Origin of the sequence: Dryocola sp. LX212 (genome assembly GCA_041504365.1) — a bacterium.
Taxonomy (GTDB): domain Bacteria; phylum Pseudomonadota; class Gammaproteobacteria; order Enterobacterales; family Enterobacteriaceae; genus Dryocola.
Genome location: CP167917.1, coordinates 207,032 through 228,031, shown reverse-complemented (window position 1 = coordinate 228,031; position 21,000 = coordinate 207,032). Strand labels below are relative to the sequence as shown.

18 protein-coding genes are annotated in these 21,000 nt (G+C 49.9%); 11 read left to right on the top strand and 7 right to left on the bottom strand.

Annotation, left to right across the window (positions count from 1 at the left end; genetic code table 11):
- Window positions 1-475 precede the first annotated feature (475 nt).
- The 4 genes from ACA108_01075 (at window position 476) to ACA108_01060 (ending at window position 4,706) form a co-directional block, all read left to right on the top strand.
- Window positions 476-1,321: an NAD(P)-dependent oxidoreductase gene (locus ACA108_01075; protein XEX96168.1), complete on the top strand. Its 846-nt coding sequence runs from the start codon at window positions 476-478 to the stop codon at window positions 1,319-1,321.
- Between the two features lie 100 nt (window positions 1,322-1,421).
- Window positions 1,422-2,270 carry a transketolase gene (locus ACA108_01070; protein XEX96167.1) on the top strand — a complete coding sequence of 283 codons (849 nt, stop codon included), beginning with the start codon at window positions 1,422-1,424 and terminating at the stop codon, window positions 2,268-2,270.
- A gap of 5 nt (window positions 2,271-2,275) precedes the next feature.
- Complete coding sequence (locus ACA108_01065; protein XEX97997.1) at window positions 2,276-3,268, top strand: transketolase family protein; 993 nt, start codon at window positions 2,276-2,278, stop codon at window positions 3,266-3,268.
- A gap of 61 nt (window positions 3,269-3,329) precedes the next feature.
- A complete protein-coding gene (locus ACA108_01060) occupies window positions 3,330-4,706 on the top strand; it encodes an MFS transporter (GenBank protein ID XEX96166.1) in 1,377 nt (458 codons plus the stop codon).
- A 55-nt stretch (window positions 4,707-4,761) separates the two neighbouring features.
- On the opposite strand, the gene ACA108_01055 is transcribed toward ACA108_01060, so the two are convergent.
- Window positions 4,762-5,652 carry a LysR substrate-binding domain-containing protein gene (locus tag ACA108_01055; GenBank protein ID XEX96165.1) on the bottom strand — a complete coding sequence of 297 codons (891 nt, stop codon included), beginning with the start codon at window positions 5,650-5,652 and terminating at the stop codon, window positions 4,762-4,764.
- Window positions 5,653-5,812: 160 nt separating this feature from the next.
- On the opposite strand from ACA108_01055, the gene ACA108_01050 reads away from it, so the two are divergent.
- Complete coding sequence (locus tag ACA108_01050) at window positions 5,813-6,535, top strand: substrate-binding domain-containing protein (protein XEX96164.1); 723 nt, start codon at window positions 5,813-5,815, stop codon at window positions 6,533-6,535.
- Here ACA108_01050 and ACA108_01045 read toward each other — a convergent pair.
- From ACA108_01045 to ACA108_01030, 4 genes are all read right to left on the bottom strand, one after another.
- Window positions 6,522-7,274 (bottom strand): ABC transporter ATP-binding protein, encoded by a 753-nt coding sequence (locus ACA108_01045; GenBank protein XEX96163.1) that lies wholly within the window; start codon window positions 7,272-7,274, stop codon window positions 6,522-6,524. The two genes, ACA108_01050 and ACA108_01045, sit on opposite strands and share 14 nt — an antisense overlap.
- Window positions 7,271-8,275, bottom strand: a complete 1,005-nt coding sequence (locus ACA108_01040) for a FecCD family ABC transporter permease (GenBank protein XEX96162.1) — start codon at window positions 8,273-8,275, stop codon at window positions 7,271-7,273. The genes ACA108_01045 and ACA108_01040 overlap by 4 nt, the downstream gene beginning before the upstream one ends.
- Window positions 8,262-9,317 carry an ABC transporter substrate-binding protein gene (locus tag ACA108_01035; GenBank protein ID XEX96161.1) on the bottom strand — a complete coding sequence of 352 codons (1,056 nt, stop codon included), beginning with the start codon at window positions 9,315-9,317 and terminating at the stop codon, window positions 8,262-8,264. Before ACA108_01035 ends, ACA108_01040 begins: the two co-directional genes overlap by 14 nt.
- A gap of 375 nt (window positions 9,318-9,692) precedes the next feature.
- Entirely contained in the window at window positions 9,693-10,334 is a 642-nt protein-coding gene (locus ACA108_01030) for a helix-turn-helix domain-containing protein (protein ID XEX96160.1), read from the bottom strand.
- Window positions 10,335-11,045: 711 nt separating this feature from the next.
- Between ACA108_01030 and ACA108_01025 the strand changes: the two genes are divergently transcribed.
- The 5 genes from ACA108_01025 to acs all read left to right on the top strand — a co-directional run bounded on the left by ACA108_01025 (window position 11,046) and on the right by acs (window position 17,142).
- Window positions 11,046-12,236 (top strand): acetyl-CoA C-acetyltransferase, encoded by a 1,191-nt coding sequence (locus ACA108_01025; protein ID XEX96159.1) that lies wholly within the window; start codon window positions 11,046-11,048, stop codon window positions 12,234-12,236.
- 69 nt (window positions 12,237-12,305) lie between these two features.
- A complete protein-coding gene (locus tag ACA108_01020; GenBank protein XEX96158.1) occupies window positions 12,306-13,208 on the top strand; it encodes a phosphate acyltransferase in 903 nt (300 codons plus the stop codon).
- 16 nt (window positions 13,209-13,224) lie between these two features.
- Window positions 13,225-14,295: a butyrate kinase gene (buk, locus tag ACA108_01015; GenBank protein ID XEX96157.1), complete on the top strand. Its 1,071-nt coding sequence runs from the start codon at window positions 13,225-13,227 to the stop codon at window positions 14,293-14,295.
- Between the two features lie 52 nt (window positions 14,296-14,347).
- The gene (locus ACA108_01010; GenBank protein XEX96156.1) at window positions 14,348-15,085 is read left to right on the top strand and encodes an acetoacetate decarboxylase; all 738 of its coding nucleotides are present in this window, start codon (window positions 14,348-14,350) and stop codon (window positions 15,083-15,085) included.
- Between the two features lie 110 nt (window positions 15,086-15,195).
- Window positions 15,196-17,142: an acetate--CoA ligase gene (acs, locus tag ACA108_01005; GenBank protein XEX96155.1), complete on the top strand. Its 1,947-nt coding sequence runs from the start codon at window positions 15,196-15,198 to the stop codon at window positions 17,140-17,142.
- A gap of 345 nt (window positions 17,143-17,487) precedes the next feature.
- Here acs and ACA108_01000 read toward each other — a convergent pair whose 3' ends face one another.
- Window positions 17,488-18,687 (bottom strand): NAD(P)/FAD-dependent oxidoreductase, encoded by a 1,200-nt coding sequence (locus tag ACA108_01000; GenBank protein ID XEX96154.1) that lies wholly within the window; start codon window positions 18,685-18,687, stop codon window positions 17,488-17,490.
- Between the two features lie 229 nt (window positions 18,688-18,916).
- On the opposite strand from ACA108_01000, the gene pitA reads away from it, so the two are divergent.
- Entirely contained in the window at window positions 18,917-20,419 is a 1,503-nt protein-coding gene (gene pitA, locus ACA108_00995; protein XEX96153.1) for an inorganic phosphate transporter PitA, read from the top strand.
- Window positions 20,420-20,556: 137 nt separating this feature from the next.
- Here pitA and uspB read toward each other — a convergent pair whose 3' ends face one another.
- Complete coding sequence (gene uspB / locus ACA108_00990) at window positions 20,557-20,892, bottom strand: universal stress protein UspB (protein XEX96152.1); 336 nt, start codon at window positions 20,890-20,892, stop codon at window positions 20,557-20,559.
- Window positions 20,893-21,000: the final 108 nt, after the last annotated feature.

Below are 21,000 nucleotides of genomic sequence, written 5' to 3'. Positions count from 1 at the left end.
TTTCTCCTGCCTGTTATTGTTGTTGATAACGCAGAACCACTTTTGCACAGCGAAAAGCTTTTCTCTTGTAAGCCATTTCATTAATCGCTCATAAAACGAACAACAATCAGCGGAATCCGCCTGCCGGTGCGTATATTGCGTCGCTGGGACGTCAAAAAACGAAGAGACCTTTCTCACAGATTGCGCATGCCATAGGGGACGACGGGCTTCTCCACCGTGCGGCAGTTGTGAGTGATATCAAACGAGGATCTTCACGTTTTCAGGCTTGAACGTTTTACCCCTCACTCGGCTCGCCGTTCCGCCGCGATCCTCCCTTATAGTTAATGAATAACATTCACAAGCTTATGAATAAGGTGCATTTGCCCGCTCAAGATAAAGGTTATTTAATTTAATTATTACCCCGGGCATCTGTTTTTATGTGGGAACCGCTATTTCTATTTCTGTTAGCTATATTTGCCGTAAAGGAGGGAATATCATGAATGTTACATTCGTGGGCGTTGGAGCAATAGGGCTACCAATGGCAAGACAAATTCAAAGCGTCGGGCACCATGTGACCGGCATAGATATATCGGAAGTCTCGCGGGCAAAAGCAGCGAAATATAATATTGTTGTCCAGCCGAATATAAAAATGGTTGCCGCCACTGAAGTGGTGGTCGTTATGGTAGCAACACCCGAGCAGTTAAAGCAGCTGATTATTGACGCCGGGGACACGGTCGCCGGTCAAACCTGGGTGATTATGTCTACGGTTGGTCCCGATGCCGTTCGCGAAGCATCGCAGACGCTATTACTTGCCGGTGCGAAGGTAGTGGACGCCCCCGTCACAGGTGGGACAGCGCGTGCGGCAACAGGTGAGTTAATGATATTTGCTGCCGGTAAGCCAGCGGAAATTGAAAAAGTCACTCCGGTACTTTCCGCAATGGGCACCCTTTGTCCCGTCGGGGAAAATGTCGGTGAAGGACAGGCTATTAAAGTCATCAACCAGCACCTTTGCGCCGTGCATATTGTTGCCGCCGCAGAAGCTTTAAGCCTTGCAGGAGCCCTGGGTATCGACCCGGCCAAAGTCTTACCTTTGGTTGAAAAAGGGGCCGCCGGTTCATGGATGCTTTCGGACCGGGGGCCGCGGATGCTTCAGGACAAGAGTGTTGAAGTAACAAGCACCATTAATATTTTCATTAAAGATAGCGGTCTGGTTGCCGAGGCCGCAAAAAAACATCAGGCAGAGGTTCCATTACTGAATATCGCGCATCAGCGCTATCTGAAGGCAAAAGAATTGGGTCTTGAACTTAATGATGACAGCCGGGTTATAGAAACCTGGAAATAACTAACCCTCCCGGCCCGCTCCCTATTCATCATTCTAAAAGCCACTAACAATTAATACTGGAAAATTAGCCTTTATTAATTAACCGATAGAGAATTTATTTATGTCACAAACGAAACTGCAGAAAGTCGAGGCAGCGGCCTGGCGCATCCGCCGTTACGCCCTGCGCATGGGGGAAGTACAGGGCCAGGGCTATATCGGCCAGGCGCTGGGGTACGCCGACGTGCTGGCTACGGCCTTCGCGCACATCATGAATTACCGTCCGGCCGATCCGGGCTGGGAAGCCCGCGATCGCTTTTTGCTGTCCCACGGCCATTACGCCATCGCGTATTACGCCGCGCTGATTGAAGCAGGCATTATCCCTGAAGAAGAGCTCGAGACTTACGGGTTCGATGACAGCCGTCTGCCTATGTCAGGCATGGCAACCTATACCCCGGCGATGGAGATGTCCGGCGGATCCCTCGGCCAGGGCTTAAGCATTGCGGTAGGCATGGCGCTGGGGCTACGGCAAAAAGAGAGCGCGTCGCTGGTGATCAACTCGATGTCCGACGGCGAGCTGGACGAAGGATCCACTTGGGAGGCAGCAATGTCGGCTGCGCATCATGGCCTGTCGAACCTGATCAATATTGTCGACATTAACAAACAGCAGGCCGACGGCGATTCACGAAAAATTCTCGGTTTTGAGCCGCTGGAAGATAAATGGGCCTCGTTTGGCTGGTACGTGCAACGCGTCAATGGGAACGACGTTGCGGCAGTCGTTAGCGCTTTTGAAAACGCGAAAAACCATGTCGGAGACCAACCTCGCGTCATTCTGTGCGACACGCTGATGGGCAAAGGCGTGCCTTTCCTGGAAACCCGCGACAAGAACCATTTTATCCGCGTCGATGCCGACGAATGGCAAAAGGCGCTGGCCGTACTCGATGCCAACAAACCGGAAGGAGCGCTGTCATGAGCCAGATTTCCCAAAGCAAACCCCGCTTAACCACCTCCGCCATGATCGCCTCCATCGCAGATGAGGGCCAGGAAACCCGCTCAGCGCCGTTCGGCCATGCGCTGGTTGCTCTGGCGAAAACGCGCCCGGATGTCGTCGGTATGACGGCGGATCTCTCAAAATATACCGACCTGCATATTTTTGCCCAGGCGTATCCGGAACGTTTTTTCCAGATGGGGATGGCGGAGCAGTTGCTTATGGGCGCGGCGGGAGGAATGGCAAAAGAAGGCTTCACGCCCTTCGTCACCACCTATGCGGTCTTCGCCACGCGCCGTGCCTATGATTTTATTCATCAGGTTATCGCTGAAGAAAATCTCAACGTTAAAATCTGCGCGGCCCTGCCGGGGTTAACCACAGGCTACGGGCCGAGCCACCAGGCCACGGAAGATTTAGCCATCATGCGCGGTATTCCCGGCATGATGATTATCGACCCCTGCGACGCGCTGGAAATTGAACAGGCGGTTCCCGCTCTGGCGGAACATCAGGGGCCAGTTTACATGCGCCTGCTTCGCGGTAAGGTGCCGCTTGTACTTGATAAATATGATTATAAATTTGAAATCGGCAAAGCGAAGCTGCTGGAGGAAGGTAACGACGTTCTGATTATCTCTTCAGGCCTGATGACCATGCGCGCGCTGGAAGCCGCCGAAGCGCTGCGCAGGGATAATATCAGCGCTGCGGTGCTGCACGTGCCAACAATTAAGCCGCTGGATGAAGATACCCTTCTTGCCCAGGCAGCAAAACCAGGACGACTGGTTGTTACTGCGGAAAACCATAGCTGTATTGGCGGCCTGAGCGAAGCCGTTGCCGCTCTGCTGATGCGCAAGGGCGTCAGCTGCGAGTTTGACGTCATCTCGCTGCCGGACGAGTTTCTGCATGCCGGAGCCCTGCCAACCCTGCACGATCGCTACGGCATCTCAAAAGCCTGCATGGTTGAACAAATCAAACGTCGTCTTCAATAACTTTAAGCCGCCGCAGAGGCGGCTTCTCACTTTTACCTCCGCTACGCTATTTGAGGTTGATATGTCGACTAATAACATTGAATCCGTGAACACAAAAAAGAACGTGCGAAAGAGCAGCTATCGCTGGTTCGTCATGGCGTTGATATTTATCATTTTCGTTGTCGCTCAGGCCGACAGGGCAAACATTGGCTTTGCTATCCCCTATATTCAGGATGAGTTCAGGCTGAACAATACCGATGTCGGCATCATCATTAGCCTGTTCTTCGCAGGCTATGCCTTATGCCAGATCCCCTCCGGCTATCTGGTCCGTAAAAAAGGCATCCGCTTTTCGTACGCGCTGGGCATGGCCTTAACATCACTGTTTACGTTTTTTATGGGGCGGGTAGATTCTTTCTTGCATCTTAAGATCCTGAGAACGCTGGTTGGGGTTAGCGAAGCGCCGGTAGTTATCAGCTCTACTACGACCATTAATAACTGGTTCCCCAGTAAGGAGAAAGGAACCGCAACCGGGCTATTCCTCGCGGGCTCAAAATTCGGCCCGTTCCTGGTGCCGCCGATTTGCGCCTGGATACTGATTAACTACGACTGGAGACATATTTTTTACTTCTTCTCCATTCCCGGCATTGTTCTGGCAGTGGTGTGGTACGTGCTGGTCAGAAACAAACCCTCCGAGAGTCCGTTTGTTAATCAGGAAGAAGCAGACTACATCAATGATAATACTGCACAAACGGTTGCCGCCGGAGAAGAAGAACCGGCCAGGCTACTGTATCGCCCCTTTAAATTCGGTTTAATCGACCGCCTTATCAGAACGCGAAACTTACCTCAACTGCAAAATTCCCGTGAGATCTTTACCAGCTGGGATATTTACGGTGCCGCCATCGGCTACATGTGCATGGTGGGAATTGTGGACGGTGTACTGATGTCCTGGCTACCTAAGTATCTGCTGCAGGAGCACGGCTTCAATATTATTAACTCGGCTATTCTCGCCTCGACGCCGTTTGCCGGGAACGTGCTGGGCAATCTTTTGGGCGGCTGGATGTCAGATAATCTGTTTGGCAAGCGGCGCAAGCCGTTGATGCTGTTCAGCGCCTTCTGCACGATTATCATGATGGGCGTTATGGTTTTCGCTCCGCAAAGCAAGGTGGGCCTGGGGATCATTTTGTTCAGTATCGGTTTATTGCTCTCTCTTGGCTACTCAGCCTATTCTGTTTATGCGATGGGAAGAGTTTCAAAAGAGTGCTACCCGATAGCCTATTCTATTATCAATATGGGCGGTAACAGCGGTGCGATGATCATGCCGCTTATCGTGGGCGTGCTGCTGGACAAATACGACTGGAACGCGGTGTTTATCAGCCTTTCCATCGCCGCATTTGTGTGTCTGCTGGTCGTCATGACGATCAAGGAGCCTCTGCCAGCCGGGGCTTCTATGCCTGACTAGACCGTCATGAGCGGTTAAACATTTTCAGCCGCTTCTTTTCTTCGCGCAGCCGACCTTAACGGTGGTTCGCACTATTCAGCTCGTTCAGCAGCCAGGTTTTAAACATCTCCAGGGCGGGATGCTGCTGATAGCGCGGGAAGGATAAATAGTGACAGATGTAATGCAGCTCCCGGGTCGTCTCCACCAGCGGACACACAAGATCGCCATTTTTTATCTCTTTTTCCGCAAGCAGCATGGATTCAAGCACCACGCCAAGCCCATCCACGGCCGCCTTAATGGCCATAAAGCTCCGGTCAAAGCTTAAATGGTACTGGTCAGGCGGCGCTAAATTATTCTCCTCAAACCATCCTCGCCATTGATAAAGCTGCGCATCGCACTGGATCAACGTGCAGCTGTACAAATCCTCGGGTTTTCTGATTTTTTCAGCGACCTGCGGGCTGCAAAGCGGCGTCAGCTGCTCCACCGACAGAGGAATGCTGTGATACGAGGAGGAGACTGGCTGACCGTAAAGAATATCTAAATCAAATTCGTCGTCTTCAAACCTGACGGGATCGGTATTTGCCGAGAAACGGAACTGCACCTCAGGATGACGCTGAATAAAAGATGACAGGCGTGAGAGCAGCCACTGATTGGCGAAGCTTGGAACAGTATGTATGCGCAGAGGACGCTGCTGGCTCTTCGCCAGGGAATTTACGCCCTGTTTTATTTCGCTGAACGCGTTTTGAACGTGCCTTAACAGCAGTTCACCATCGGCGGTTAACGCCATCTCGCGGGTATTTCTGAAGAACAGGCGCACGGCCAGCTGCTTTTCAAGCTTACCGATGGCATGGCTGGCCGCGCTGGCCGTTATACCCAGCTCCCCGGCAGCCAGCGTGAAAGAGCAGGTTCGCCCGGCGGCCTCGAACAATCTCAGTGAGGACAGAGGGAGCTTATTCAGGATGTCCATGGGCAACTCCGAACCGTGTTGTATTAAGGCTTACTATACAACAGGATGCCTGTTAAAACGGGTTAGCTATCGGGTTGTGTGACTAAGATAAAAACCTTTTTGCCCGCCCCTCTGTAAAAGGCGTACTCTTGCGGCAGACTTAAAAATTCAGGAATCGCCGATGACTTCTCCTTTACCCGTGCTGGCCGCCGGTAGCCTGCGCCTGGCCTTCACGCCGCTGATGCAGCACTTTACTCAGGCCACGGGCATCGCAGTAGACGTAAAGTACGGCCCGGCAGGGCTGCTGAAAGAACGCATTGAGGCAGGGGAGCCCTGTGCGCTTTTTGCCTCGGCCAACCGCGCTCACCCGCAGGCCTTACTGGCCGCGGACAAAGCGCTCAGCGCGCATACCTTTGCCTGGAATCGCCTGAGCCTGACGGCTCGTCACAAGGCTAACTGGCTGGATTTACTGCGCGACCCGACGCTGCGAATCGGTACCTCAACGCCGGGCTGCGACCCGTCCGGGGATTACACCTGGGCGCTGTTCGACGGGCTTGAACGGCTCGAGTCGGGACTGGGTGAGAAGCTTAAGAAGAGAGCGCTTCAGCTGGTCGGCGGCAGGGAGACGCTAAGCGTGCCTAAAGGCGAGCTGGCGAGCGCGTGGGTGATTCGTCAGGGGCTGGCGGACGTGTTTATCGGCTATGCCCACTACGGCCTGGCGCTGGCAGACCAGCCGGACGTGCAAAGCATCGCGATTCCCGATGAACATAATATTCTGTGCGAATACCAGCTGGCGGTATTAAGCCAGGCACCGGAAGCCCGGTCGCTGGCTGAATTTATTCTCGCCCAGGAAGGGCAAACGAGCCTGACCGCAGCGGGCTTTTTGTCCGCTACTTTTCGATAGTGAAAAGCGGCACCAGGCAGGACGCTGAAGACCCTTCCAGGCTGACCCTGCGGAGCGGCAGGCCGTAAGCGCGATGCATGTTCTCTTCGGTCAGAACGGCATCGGTTTCCCCCGCCAGCCATTTCCCTTCTGGCAGCAGGAGCAGCGTATGCGTCGCCACCTGCTGAGCGTGAACGGGATCGTGGGTGCTGAACACCACGCAGCGGTTTTGCCGGTGGGCCAGATCGCTTATCAGCTGCAAAACCACCTGCTGATTGGCTAAGTCCAGCGCCGAGCAGGGTTCATCCAGCAGCAGAGTCTGGCTGGCGGTGACCAGCGCTCTGGCAATCATCACCAGCTGCTGCTGCCCGCCGGAAAGTGAGGTAAAGACCTGCGCGGCGAGGTGGCCAATATTCAGCTGTTCCAGCGCTCCTGAGACCCGCCTGCCGTCTCTGCGCACCGGCAGGGAAAACAGCCCGACGTGGCGCGCCCGCCCCATCAGCACGACATCGCGCACGGTATAGGGAAACGGCAGATGAAAATGCTGCGCCACAATGCCCACGCCCCCTTCGCTGCTGAAACTCCCGCCCAGCGGCTTTAGCACGCCGCTCAGCGTATCCAGTAAGGTACTTTTCCCCAGCCCATTGCGCCCGAGTACGGCCCAGATTTCCCCACGCTGGCAGCGAAAGGTTAACGGCTCGAAGAGCGCTTCTTTATGCCCATATTGGAGTTGCTGAATGTTGAGCGTTGCGGATGTCATTGGCGGGCCTTACGGCTGGAGCGGATTAACAGGAAGGTGAACAGCGGCGCGCCGAGCAGCGCGGTGATGATACCCAGCGGGATCTCCGCCTGCGTCAGGGTGCGGGCAAGGTCGTCCACAACAATCATAAAGCAGCCGCCGAGCCAGAACGACGCGGGCAGCAGGCGGCGATGGTCGACCCCGACCAGCAGGCGGGCCAGATGCGGAATGACCAGCCCAACCCAGGCAATGCTGCCGCTCACGGCAACCTGGGCCGCAACCAGAATCGCGCAGCAAACCAGCACCGTCCGCCGCAGCGGCACGACACTCACGCCCAGCGCCCTGGCGTCCTTATCATTTAGCGAGAGTAAATTTATGCGCCAGCGCAGCTGGAACAGCAGCGCCGTAGCAAGCGCCACCGGGACGGCAAGCATCGCCGCTTTATGCCAGTTCGCCGTCGCAAAGCTGCCCAGCAGCCAGAAGACGATATTGGGCAGCGTCTCTTCGGTGTCGGCCTGGTACTGGATCAGGCTCACCAGCGCGGCAAAAAAGCCGCTCAGAATAATGCCGGAGAGGATAAGGATCAGTGCGTTTTCCCGCCCCTGCAGCGCGGCAATGGCGTAAACCAGAATCAGCGCGGTGAGGCCAAAAGCAAAGGTTGATCCCATCATCGCAATCGGCGGCAGGCCAAGCAGAATCGCCAGCGCGCCGCCGAAAGCCGAGCCGGAAGTGACGCCGATAATATGCGGATCCACCAGCGGATTATGCAACACCCCCTGCAACGTGGCGCCGCATAAGCCAAGCGCACCGCCCGCCAGCAGCGCAATCAGCACGCGCGGCAGCCGGACGGACCAGACAATCTGGCTGGCCATACCTTCATGATGGGAAAAATGGATAAGCTGGTGGAAAATTTCGCTCAGGGCCAGCGGATACTGCCCCAGACACAACGAGCCGATACCCAGCGCCAGCGCCGAAACAATCAGCGCGGGCTGCAGAAACAGGTCTGATTTACTGCTTAGCATCGGACTGCCAGTTCACCCGGTAGAACCGCTGGTAGTAGTCCTGCGCCAGGGCATCAACGTCGACATATTTATAGGCCTGCGGATAGAGCTTTTTCGCCATCCACAGCTCGCCAATCGCCAGCGCTTCCGGCATCGGGTAGCCCCAGGCCTTGGCGTATTCCGGCATCAGCCACACGCGATGGTTTTTCACCGCATCAACGGCCTGCCAGTTGGGATCGTTCATGATCTGCGTTACCACCTGCGGGTAGCGATCCTGCACGAAGATCACCTGCGGATCCCACTGCAGGACCTGCTCCAGCGAAACCTGTCGCGCGCCCTTAACGCTTGCGGCGGCCACGTTCAGCGCCCCGGCGTGCTTCATCATCAGGCCCGTGTATTTACCCGATCCGTAAGTATTCAGATCGGGGTTCGCCATATAAACACGAACTCTTTTGCTATCCGGGATATCGCTCACCGGCGCGTTGTATTTTGCCCGCGCGTCGAAGGCGTATTTAATCAGCGCCTCGCCCTGGGTTTTGCGGTCAACCACGTCGGCAATCAGGCGGATACCCTGCTTCAGCCCTTCGTTGTAGGACTGCTCTTCGTCCTTCATCGTGGGGTTCATTTTGTTCTGCTGCCCCGCCGCATCTTTACGCAGCGAAATCGCCACCACCGGAATGCCCGCATTTTGAATCTGCTGGATCATCTCCGCTGGCGCGTAGTTGGCAACAAACACCACCTGCGGATGGAGCGTCAGCAGGCTTTCAATGTTGACCTGAGTGAGGTCGCCGGGCATCGGCAGAGAATTTATGGCGGGCATGAAACGAGCGAAGCCAGGGCCGAGCTGTTTCTTCCAGCTCTTCAGCACGCCAACAATGTCTTTATCCGCATCGAGCTGAACCAGAAGATTTAGCGTCTGGTGCTGCAGGACAACAACCCGGTCAACCTGGTCGGGCAACGTAACCTGACGGCCCAGCTGGTCGGTGATAACGCGATCCGCATGGGCAGAAAAAGCGAGGAAAAGCGTGGCGCAAGCGAGCGCGATACTGCTAATAGTTTGCATAAGGACTCTATCGGTTAATTAAATTCGATATATAAATCATTATACATCGAACTGCCGACCAATCTCATCATTGATCTTAACGCTAGAGTTGCAGCACATAGCAGTATCCTTTTACTGGTATACCGATAAAAATGTCGTAGCACTGACCCAATGACAGCAAAGTCAGTTCGTAACAAGAATCGGAGGAGCAAATACATTTAACTGCATGCCATAAAAATAGTACAAAAACATAATCATGGTAGATAAATATCTAAATTATGATTGAAATGATAAAAGATAAAGTAGCGCCGAATTTGTATAATTCCAAATTGAGCTCATCAACCTAACATGTCTTTTCCTTTCACATTGGACAATTCGTTATGTTTTTTGTATATATCATATACTAAGAGGTAGGTCTGCGTTAACTGATATTAACCTTCCATCTTCCATCGTCAACACACCCATATTACGTAGTCTTGCTAATACCCGAAAAACATAGCCTCGGGACAAATGAGTACGATGTAAAATATAGGTTGACAGCCCTTCTAACTGTTTCGGCTCATGATGATAATGTTCTATCAAGGATTTAATCGTGCAATAAGCACTGGCGGTACAACGTTCTCGATAAGCATTAAAGAAGGAGACCAGCGTTGTTGACTTCAATACAAGCAAAATTTTAACAAAATCGATACTTTCATGCTTAAAAAGAGAGTAAAAATCACTCTCAGAAATTTGTATCAAGTTAACATCGGTTGTAGCACGGTAACGAACTTTAGTGTCGGGATATAAATTCTCAGTAATACCTATTGGCATAAGATGAAAAGCGTAATCAATAATATGTGTAGCTTCTCCCGCTCTTATTAAGGTGCACAACTGCCCATCATTGACGAAATAAATCTGCTGCGGCCGTATAATCAGAAACTCTCTCGGCTTAAGAAAAATCTCTTTACCATGCTGGCTAATAGTTTCAAGAAAATATCGACACTCAGATTTTGAAAGTGTTATTTGCTGCGTTGATAAAGAAGGAACATCACACATAATCTTCACACTCCCAACACATAATTTTCACATTCCCAATTACAAACAAAAACTTGGCACAAATGAATGACATAAGCCTAACATGAAATTATTCGCCATCACTACAAAATAAAATTTAGAATCAAATTATTCGAAAATAACTGGTGTCATATGATACCAATGGTGAATGTTGGTATATACAAACATTACCACTACTTCAATACACTTAAGCAACACTTAAATTGCCATCGCAGAGTAAAAAACAAGCCCATTAATATCAACAAATATTATGATTACATATAACACACCACACCAACGCGACTCATATGTGACCATAGATATATAATTTTATTAACTTAAGTAAACTGGTATTTTTCTTTCATTGTCTGAATGAAATAACCTTGCAACATATCACACTCGTCGATTTCATTACTGACAGTCAATTTATTCAATAGATTACAGATAGTTGAGATATCTTCACTTTGCTCCTTCTGATGCTTCTGGCTAAGCGTTATCAGCACGACTAAAAGAGACAACTCATTAACAACCTCGATTCCTGCATGTATATTTCTCATGTACCCCTCTTTGCTTGATGTTTGATATAGGGTAAATTTACATACAGCAAGATAGTTTGGCAATCACACTTTGAAATTCAGTAAAACGAAAAGAAACAAAGTCACTTAAATAACCAAAAATTTATATGTCATTTAAATTACCACGAAGGAAAATCTCATGATTAATACTGAAGATGTAGTCATCCTTGACCTGGCCAGAACACCTGTTGGTGCATTTGGAGGTTCATTAAAGGATATATCAGCAAGTGAACTAGGCTCGCTAGTTATAAAGAAAATGATTAACAACATCAGTTTAAATATAAACGAAATCGATGAGGTTATCATTGGACAAGTCCTTACATCCGGCTGTGGTCAAAATCCAGCACGTCAAACGGTCATTAAATCAGGATTACCTGAGAGTGTTTCAGCATTAACGATTAATAAAGTTTGCGGATCGGGACTCAAATCACTGCAACTTGCATGGCAGGCCATAAAAAGTGGCGAGGCCGATCTTATTATCGCCGGCGGTCAAGAAAATATGAGTCAATCTCCTCACCTGCTCCCAAACTCACGTTACGGGACTAAAATGGGAGGTTGGCAGCTCATCGACTCAATGGTTAATGATGGATTATGGGATTCATTTAATAACTTCCATATGGGTAATACAGCGGAAAACATAGCCAGAAAATGGGAAATATCTCGTGAAGATCAGGATTGCTTTGCTCTCAAATCACAGCAAAAAGTCACCGCTGCATTAAAGAAACATGGTTTTGCAGGTGAGATTGTTCCAGTAACCATTCCGCGTAAGCGCCAGGAGCCTCTGCATTTTTCCCAGGATGAATTTCATCGCCCTCAGACCACAATGGAGGGATTGAGTGCTTTACGCCCAGCCTTTATCAAAGATGGTAGCGTAACCGCTGGTAACGCCTCGGGAGTAAATGATGGTGCAGCTATGGTCATACTAGCTTCCGCACGTAAAGCGGCAGAACTGGGCATAAAGCCTCTCGCAGTATTGCGCAGCATAGCTACCGCTGGGGTAGATCCCGCCTATATGGGTATTGGACCAGTATCTGCATCCAGAAAAGCGCTTGAGAAAGCAGGCTGGAAGCTGAATGATCTTGAGCTTATCGAAGCTAACGAGGCATTTGCCGCCCAGGCAATAGCCGTTAACCGCGAAATGGGGTGGAACACCGATATCGTAAATGTTAATGGCGGAGCCATTGCGCTTGGACATCCAATTGGTGCGTCCGGTACGCGTATTTTTGTTTCATTGGTACATGAGATGAAACGCCGGGGAGTAAAGAAAGGACTGGCGACATTGTGTATTGGCGGTGGAATGGGCATTGCCGCAACGGTAGAAATGCTCTAGCAAGACAACCCTTTATTTAAAATTTAATTATACAAAGTCATAGATAATAACTTTGTTGAGGAATTTATTATGCTTAAAAAACTTGAAACTTTTGTAGATATTGCTCAAACGCGATTAGGAAAGAAAATTGCTGTCGCTGCAGCAGAAGATAAAACAACATTATCTGCACTAAAGATGCTTGTAGAACAACATATCGCCGAACCTATTTTGGTCGGCGATGAAGAAAAAATCAAACAATATTGTGAAGAAATTGATTTTGATATACGTAACATCGAAATTATTGATGTGAAAGATAAAATTAAAGCTTGCCAAAAAGCCGTATCGCTTGTGAAAGAGGGTACAGCACATGCTCTCACTCGCGGTGCTCTAGAAACCGCAGATTACTTACGACCAGTATTACATAAGGAAAATGGTCTTAAAAAATCTCGTCTGGTATCTCAGGCAGCATTCGTTGAAATCGAAAGTTATCATAAGGTCTTTGCCTTCACCGATTCAGGAATCAATATTGCGCCAGATGTAAACGATAAAGCGCAAATGATTCGTCAATGCGTTGACGTCTTCCACGCTCTGGGAATTGATAAACCGAAAGTGGCAGTCATTGCAGCTACTGAAGGCGTGAAAACGGCGATGCCATCTACAATAGATGCAGCAATTCTTACCCAAATGAATCGTCGTGGCGGTATTAAGGGATGTTATGTTGATGGGCCGCTGTCTATCGACCTGGCCTTCAGTAAAGAGTCTGTGGCCCATAAAGGCCTGGACACCGAAGTCGGTGGTGACGTAGATCTTATTGTTTTACCTGATATTAACGCCGCTAATACATTCTATAAAACGGCTACCTTCTTGGGTGGTGCTCGTGCTGCAAGTTTTATTATTGGTACCATTGCACCCGTCGATTTCCCATCACGCTCAGACTCTGTTGAAACAAAATATTATGCAATGGTCTGCGCCATTGCACAGTGCAAAAATTAATACGGACTAATTTATAATGAATATTTTGGTGATAAATCCCGGTGGAATGTCCACTAAGGTTGCAGTTTACAATGATTTTGAAAGTATCTTCTCACGGACAATTAACCATACAGTAGAAGAAATGTCTGTGTTTCCTGATATTGCTTCACAGAAAGCGTACCGTAAAGACCTGATCATCGGCGCCCTAATGGAAGTTGGGATCCAATTAAAAAATATCGATCATTTTGTAGGTCGTGGTGGCATGGTTCGTAATCTGGAGGGGGGGGTTTACAGGATTAATGAAGCTTACCTTCATGATGCAACTTTTGGGTTGAATGGGCAGCACGCTTCCAATCTAGGGGGTTTACTGGCCTATGAACTTGCACAGGAAGTTAATCCTGGCAGCGACGCCTACACCGTTGATCCAGTTATGGTGGATGAATACGCAGATATTGCACGCCTATCAGGCATGGCTGATATTTCGCGCGTACGCAGTTTTCACGCATTGAATCATAAGGCCGTTGCAAGGCGTTATGCACGTGAACAAGATGCTAACTATGAAAATATGCGACTGATTGTTGCGCATCTTGGAAGCGGAATTAGTATCGGCGCGCATAAAAATGGACGTATTATCGATGTTAACTCTGCGCTAGGAGGAGATGGGCCGATGAGCCCGGAACGTGCCGGGGGCGTGCCTCCACTGGCTCTTATCGATATGTGCTTTTCAGGAAAGTATAGTTATGATGAAATTTATAAGAAATTAATAGGTGAAGGTGGTGTATATAGCTATTTAGGTATCAAGGATATGCTTGAAGCCGAGAGTCGCGTGCTCGCTGGTGATAAAAAAGCTGCGTTTATTCTGGAAGGCATGGCCTATCAAATTGCTAAAGAGATCGGAGCCTGTGCTGCAGTTCTTTCGGGTGAAGTCGATGCAATTATCCTCACCGGTAGTATTGCCAGAAGCGAAATGCTGACCGACTGGATAATTCAACGCGTACACTTCATCACACCTAAAATTGTACTTTATCCGGGTGAGGGAGAAATGGAAGCGTTGGCAAATGGTGTCATTGACGGATTATCTGGCCGACGCCCTATCCTTACTTATTAAATAACCAAACATAATGGAAGGTTTAAATAACCTTCCATTATATGGAGAAATTATGACACATACTCATCCATTCGGAATGCCGGTGATGCAAGGCAACCCGGCTTATTCAGAAGCACCAAACCGATTTGTTGATCGTGAATATTTTATTATTACCTACGAGACCGACCCTGCGGCACTTAAACGTATCTTACCGCCCGGGTTAATCGCACCTGAACCCATTGTTAAATACGAATTCATGCATATGCCTGATGCCACCGGTTTTGGACGGTTTAGCGAATCTGGGCAGGTCATTCCTGTTGAATATAATGGTCAATCGGGAACATATGTTCACGCAATGTTTCTGGATGGACATCCACCAATCGCAGGTGGCAGAGAGATCTGGGGATTTCCTAAAACCCTTGCTTCCCCAAATATGGAAGTTGATGGGGATCATATTCTTGGCACGTTGGATTATGGAAAAACACGGGTTGCTACTGCAACAATGGAATACAAACCAAAAAAAATAGACGCATTAAGCATTCAGTCATCATTAGGGGAACCCTGCTATCTCGTAAAATCTATTCCTCATGTCGATGGGACGCCTGCAATTTGTCAGCTAGTACGATATTCCATGATAGATATTAATGTCAAATGGGCGTTTAGCGGCCAGGCAACACTTGAACTTCATCCCCATATCATGGCTCGAGTAGCTGATCTACCTGTACGCCAGGTCCTCTCCGCCTGCCATTTTATTGCTGATTTAACACTTCCCTACGGCGAAGTTGTGAAAGATTATCTCTTAGAGAGTTAAATTTGGATCTGATACTAGTGTGTTTGTCTTTAATAAAGAGACTTTTGATTTAATTCTCTGAAGTCACGTATATGTCACTACCCGCTCCCCATTGTTAATAAGGTGTGAATATGAAAAACGAACCATGTCAAAATCATATAAATGTCAACACATATTCTGAACAGTACCGGATATCGACTCTGGATCCAGAAAAATATTGGGAGGATGAGGCCAAAAAACTTGACTGGATCATTCCTTTTAAATCAGTAAAAAACATTTCATCCTCCTCGGAAAATGTTTCTATAAAATGGTTTGAAGATGGTTCGTTAAATGTTTCTCAAAATTGCCTTGACCGACACCTATATTCACGCGGAAATAAAATTGCATTGATTTGGGAAAGTGAAGATGGGAAAGAGTCTAAAAAATTCACCTATCGTGAGCTTTTTGACGAAGTTTGTCGCTTTGCGGGTGTGCTCAGAAAGCTCGGAGTAAAAAAAGGTGATGCTGTCGCTATTTATATGCCGATGCTGCCAGAAACGCTCATTGCTATGCTAGCTTGTACACGTATTGGAGCAATGCATTGTGTTGTATTTGGCGGTTTTTCTGCAGCATCGCTGGCAGAGAGAATTTCAGACGTGAAAGCATCCGTGGTCGTTACAGCCGATGAAGGTCGACGTGCCGGAAAAACCTTTCCTTTAAAGAACCAGGTCGATCAGGCTATAGCAGTGTGTTGTACCAAAGAAGGTCACACAGTGGAAAAGGTTATCGTGCTGGAAAATACAGGACAGGAGATCCAATGGAAAAAGGATAGAGATTTCTGGTGGGATGCGATGATGTCAACCGCAGAATCAGTAATGGAGCCTGTTGCCATGCAGGCGGAGGATCCTTTGTTTGTACTTTACACTTCCGGTTCAACCGGAAAACCAAAAGGAATACTCCATACTACAGGAGGATATTTGACCCAAGCGGCAACCACTTTTCGTAATCTGTTTCAGAAAAATGAAGATGACGTTTTTTGGTGCACTGCTGATGTAGGTTGGATCACAGGGCATACCTATTTGGTTTACGCTCCTTTATGTTGTGGAGTTTCTACGGTAATGCATGAGGGCGTACCTTCCTGGCCAACACCGGATATACTCGCGCGCATCATAGATAAGCATTCCGTAAACGTGCTCTATACGGCACCAACCGTTATTCGTTCCCTTATGGCCAAGGGGGACGAAGCGCTCGGGAAGACCAAGCGAACATCTTTACATACGCTGGGGTCTGTTGGTGAACCGATCAATCCTGAAGCATGGATGTGGTATTGGAAAACATTCGGCCATTCCAAGTGTTCGGTAATGGATACCTGGTGGCAAACCGAAACCGGTGGAATAATGATCGCGCCACAGTTTGAAGGTGGGCATATCAAACCTGGCTGTGCAGCAACGCCTTGTTTTGGGATTAGCCTCGCTGTGAAAAACGATGCAGGAGAAGACGTCAATTTTGGAGAAAAGGGCTATCTTGTTATCCAGGATTCCTGGCCAGGACAGGCACGAAGTATCTGGGGCAATCATCAGCGATTTGTAGATTCTTACTATAATGTCATCCCCGGGGTGTATTATACCGGAGATGGTGCTTTTCAGGACCATGAGGGCCATTTTTGGGTGACTGGACGAGTCGATGATGTAATGAATATATCGGGGCACCGTCTGGGCGCAGTAGAAATTGAATCAGCCATCTCATCGCACCCATCGGTATCAGAGGCTGCTGTAGTGGGCATTCCCCATCCAATTAAAGGGGAATGTATCTACGCCTTTGTTACATTACAACACGGGGTAACGGCACAAGATGGTCTTTCATCAGAATTGCGCGCATTGGTACGACTAACGATAGGACCAATTGCTACACCTGAGGTTATTCATTGGACCCCACACATCCCAAAAACACGTTCTGGGAAAATACTCAGGCGCGTACTACGAAAGATTGCTGTAGGTGATAGCGAAAACCTGGGTGACATCACAACATTATCCGATCCAGATGCGATTAGTAAACTTCTGCAGGAATTAAAACACCAAAATGAAACCAATCATCAATAAGGACACAATTCTTGACGTAATATTTAACGTTAACCTTCGATTGCTGGCGAAATAATTTATTTTAAATAGATAATGTTCTCGATTTTTGAGCATGAATACTTAACATCTCAAATTTTAGACGCCAAAAATTTATGTCGGTAAATTATGTATACTTATAATTTTCCTCATTTAATTTTGACTCATACCCCATGTTTCACGGCTGAGAACATTATCTAAATCCTACCAACAACGCTCGAGGTAAAGCTGTCCTAACTACAAGCGCATGAATAATGACATAGGATTTAGTGAATATAATAATATCCTGTAGATTCCGCGTTAATTATTTGTCAATAGCTCCCCCATTATTCAGCTAACAGCTGTTGAAATAGCCTCAGCGCAGGCCCACGACGAACTCCATGCCCACTGGAAGTTATAGCCTCCCAGCCAGCCTGTGACATCCATCACTTCGCCGATAAAGTACAGGCCCGGCACTTTTTTGGCTTCCATCGTGCGGGATGACAGCTCGTTGGTGTCCACACCGCCGAGGGTCACTTCCGCGGTGCGATAGCCTTCCGTGCCGTTGGGCTGCACCTGCCAGTTTTGCAGTGTCTCAATCAGCTCCTCCTGCTGGCGGACGTTAAGCTGTTTTAGCGTCACGTCCGGGATTTGGGCCAGCTGCTGCAGGCACTCCACCAGGCGTTTTGGCAGCTGCATCGCGAGGGTATTTTTCAGGCTTTGATTCGGGTGGGCGTTACGCTGCTGGTTGAGAAACGCCTCCAGATCGGTGTCGGGAAGTAAGTTAACGCTCACATACTCACCAGGTTCCCAATAACTGGACAGTTGCAGTACCGCTGGGCCAGAGAGGCCACGATGGGTGAAAAGCAGGCTTTCGCGGAAGCTGACGCCGTTCTCAGCGGTGATAACCGACGGCACGGAGACGCCGGACAGCACCTGCAGCTGTTCGAGCAGCGGCTTATGCAGCGTGAACGGCACCAGGCCCGCGCGGGTGGGCAGCACCTTCAGGCCAAACTGCTCGGCCACTTTATAGCCGAACGGCGTGGCGCCCAGGCCCGGCATCGACAGGCCGCCGGAAGCAATCACTAACCTGCTGGTCTGCACGCTGTCGCCGTTAAGCTGGAGGGTAAAGCCCTGTTCATCGCGCTCAATGCCCAGCACTTCGCTGCGCAGGCGCGTAGTGACCTTACCCTTTTCACACTCTGCCACCAGCATATCGACGATCTGCTGGGCGGAGTCATCGCAGAACAGCTGGCCGAGGGTTTTCTCGTGCCAGGCGATGCCGTGTTTGTCCACCATGCCGATGAAATCCCACTGGGTATAGCGCGCCAGGGCAGATTTGCAAAAATGGGGGTTCTGGCTCAGATAGGCCGCAGGCTCGGTATAAAGATTAGTAAAGTTGCAGCGACCCCCGCCAGACATGAGGATTTTACGGCCCGGCTTTTTACCATTATCGATGAGTAACACGCGGCTGCCCGCCTGCCCGGCCATTGCCGCACAGAACATCCCAGCTGCCCCCGCACCAATAATAATGGCATCAAACTTTTCCACGACCGACTCCCGACTATGCTTAAGGGGTGGAATTGTAAAGATCTGCGGCGGGTCGCACCAGCCTAAAGCGCATTCACAAATGCAGGTGGTTGAAAAACAAAATGTAAATCTTTTCATTGTTGCGAGCTTTCACGACAAACATCAAGAAAAGTCTATATTTCAGTTGGCGCATCAGGCTGTTGTCTTACATAATGCGCCGCGTTCATGTCCTCAAAATGGCGTAACGTCTATGCTACATTTGTTTGCTGGCCTCGATATGCATACGGGCCTTCTATTATTATTAGCTCTGGCATTTGTTCTCTTCTATGAAGCGATCAACGGCTTCCATGACACTGCGAACGCAGTGGCAACGGTCATCTATACCCGCGCAATGCGATCGCAACTTGCGGTGGCCATGGCTGCGGTATTTAACTTCCTCGGCGTTCTGCTCGGTGGGCTAAGCGTGGCGTATGCGATTGTGCATATGTTGCCAACAGACCTGCTGTTGAACGTAGGGTCCGCTCATGGCCTCGCCATGGTGTTCTCTATGTTACTGGCCGCTATTATCTGGAACCTCGGCACCTGGTACTTTGGTCTGCCGGCCTCCAGCTCCCATACGCTTATCGGTGCCATCATTGGTATCGGTTTGACCAACGCACTGATGACCGGCTCCTCGGTGGTCGATGCGCTTAATATCCCGAAAGTTATCGGGATTTTCATGTCGTTAATCCTCTCCCCGATCGTGGGTCTGGTGATTGCGGGCGGACTCATTTTCCTGCTGCGTCGCTACTGGAGCGGCACGAAGAAAAAGCGCCGTATCCACCTCACTCCGGCCGAGCGTGAGAAGCAGGACGGCAAGAAAAAACCGCCATTCTGGACGCGTATTGCCCTGATTATTTCCGCCATCGGCGTAAGTTTCTCTCACGGCGCAAACGACGGTCAGAAAGGCATTGGTCTGATCATGCTGGTCCTGATCGGCGTGGCCCCTGCGGGCTTCGTGGTCAATATGAACGCCTCTGGTTACGATATTGCCCGCACCCGCGATGCCATCACCCACCTTGAGCAGTACTACGCTCAGCACGGTGACGCCATCCAGCATGTGGTTGACCTTAACCCGGCCATTCCAACGCCTGAAGAAGCAAAGGATGCCAGCAAGCCTGCTGAATTCCACTGCGACGCAAGCCGCGCAATGATAGCCGTACAGCGTGCTAAAACGCTGCTGGGTAATATCAACAGCTATGACAATCTGAGCGTCGAGCAGCGTAGCCATATGCGCCGCCTGCTGCTGTGTATCTCTGATACCGCGGATAAAGCCGCCGCGCTGCCGGAAACCAAGCCGGAAGACAAACGCTTCCTGAAAGAGCTGAAAACTGACCTGCTGCATACCATCGAGTACGCCCCTATCTGGATTATCATGGCGGTCGCTCTGGCGCTCGGCTGTGGCACCATGATTGGCTGGCGTCGCGTAGCAACCACTATCGGTGAGAAGATTGGTAAGAAAGGCATGACGTATGCGCAGGGCATGTCCGCGCAGATGACAGCCGCCGTCTCCATCGGTATTGCGAGCTACACCGGGATGCCGGTTTCCACCACCCACGTGCTCTCTTCCTCCGTTGCGGGGACGATGCTGGTTGACGGTGGGGGTCTGCAGCGCAAAACGGTAACGAATATCCTGATGGCCTGGGTGTTCACCCTGCCGGTCTCGATTCTGCTGTCGGGTACGCTGTACTGGATTTCACTGCACTTCGTGTAGATTGTGGCGGTGTCGGATGACGCTTCGCTTATCCGACCTACTAAATCTGCACTTCGTGTAGCTTCAGGCAGAAAATAAAAAAGCGGGTCAGTTTACTGGCCCGCTTTTTTTATGTGCAGCTTAAACATGCGTTATCCTTAATGCCAAATCATTAATCCTATCAGGCTTATCACCACCAGCCCGCACAGGGCGCTGGTCAGCATAAACTGGCGACGAAGCCGTTCACAGCGGCGAATAAACTCATCATCGTGGTGATCCAGATAGCGCTGGGCGTAGATATAACGCACCAGACGAATCTGCTTACTGGGCTGGCCATGGGATGTGAAAAAGCCGCCGCCGTCGACGTACTGATAAAGCAACGGATCGCATCCACGAAGCACCACTAACAAAGCGCGCAGTGAAGAGTAATAGCGCGCCATATTCACCAGACAAACTACGCAAAGCGCCCAAAAGAGCGCAACGGTGCTGATCATGTTTCCCCCTCGGCGTAGCCACGGAGCAGCGCTCCGGGACAACCGCTCACCCCGAATACCTCGACAGACAGTTCAGCAATCAGAAAGCAGATCCGGCTCACATAACTA

Excerpts from the sequence above, each read along its gene's own strand:
- buk (XEX96157.1), top strand. The coding sequence starts at position 13,225 with ATGAATATTTTGGTGATAAATCCCGGTGGAATGTCCACTAAGGTTGCA.
- ACA108_01045 (XEX96163.1), bottom strand. The coding sequence starts at position 7,274 with ATGACATCCGCAACGCTCAACATTCAGCAACTCCAATATGGGCATAAA.
- ACA108_01070 (XEX96167.1), top strand. The coding sequence starts at position 1,422 with ATGTCACAAACGAAACTGCAGAAAGTCGAGGCAGCGGCCTGGCGCATC.
- ACA108_01075 (XEX96168.1), top strand. The coding sequence starts at position 476 with ATGAATGTTACATTCGTGGGCGTTGGAGCAATAGGGCTACCAATGGCA.
- ACA108_01055 (XEX96165.1), bottom strand. The coding sequence starts at position 5,652 with ATGGACATCCTGAATAAGCTCCCTCTGTCCTCACTGAGATTGTTCGAG.
- ACA108_01030 (XEX96160.1), bottom strand. The coding sequence starts at position 10,334 with ATGTGTGATGTTCCTTCTTTATCAACGCAGCAAATAACACTTTCAAAA.
- pitA (XEX96153.1), top strand. The coding sequence starts at position 18,917 with ATGCTACATTTGTTTGCTGGCCTCGATATGCATACGGGCCTTCTATTA.
- ACA108_01040 (XEX96162.1), bottom strand. The coding sequence starts at position 8,275 with ATGCTAAGCAGTAAATCAGACCTGTTTCTGCAGCCCGCGCTGATTGTT.
- acs (XEX96155.1), top strand. The coding sequence starts at position 15,196 with ATGAAAAACGAACCATGTCAAAATCATATAAATGTCAACACATATTCT.
- uspB (XEX96152.1), bottom strand. The coding sequence starts at position 20,892 with ATGATCAGCACCGTTGCGCTCTTTTGGGCGCTTTGCGTAGTTTGTCTG.
- ACA108_01060 (XEX96166.1), top strand. The coding sequence starts at position 3,330 with ATGTCGACTAATAACATTGAATCCGTGAACACAAAAAAGAACGTGCGA.
- ACA108_01035 (XEX96161.1), bottom strand. The coding sequence starts at position 9,317 with ATGCAAACTATTAGCAGTATCGCGCTCGCTTGCGCCACGCTTTTCCTC.
- ACA108_01020 (XEX96158.1), top strand. The coding sequence starts at position 12,306 with ATGCTTAAAAAACTTGAAACTTTTGTAGATATTGCTCAAACGCGATTA.
- ACA108_01025 (XEX96159.1), top strand. The coding sequence starts at position 11,046 with ATGATTAATACTGAAGATGTAGTCATCCTTGACCTGGCCAGAACACCT.
- ACA108_01050 (XEX96164.1), top strand. The coding sequence starts at position 5,813 with ATGACTTCTCCTTTACCCGTGCTGGCCGCCGGTAGCCTGCGCCTGGCC.
- ACA108_01010 (XEX96156.1), top strand. The coding sequence starts at position 14,348 with ATGACACATACTCATCCATTCGGAATGCCGGTGATGCAAGGCAACCCG.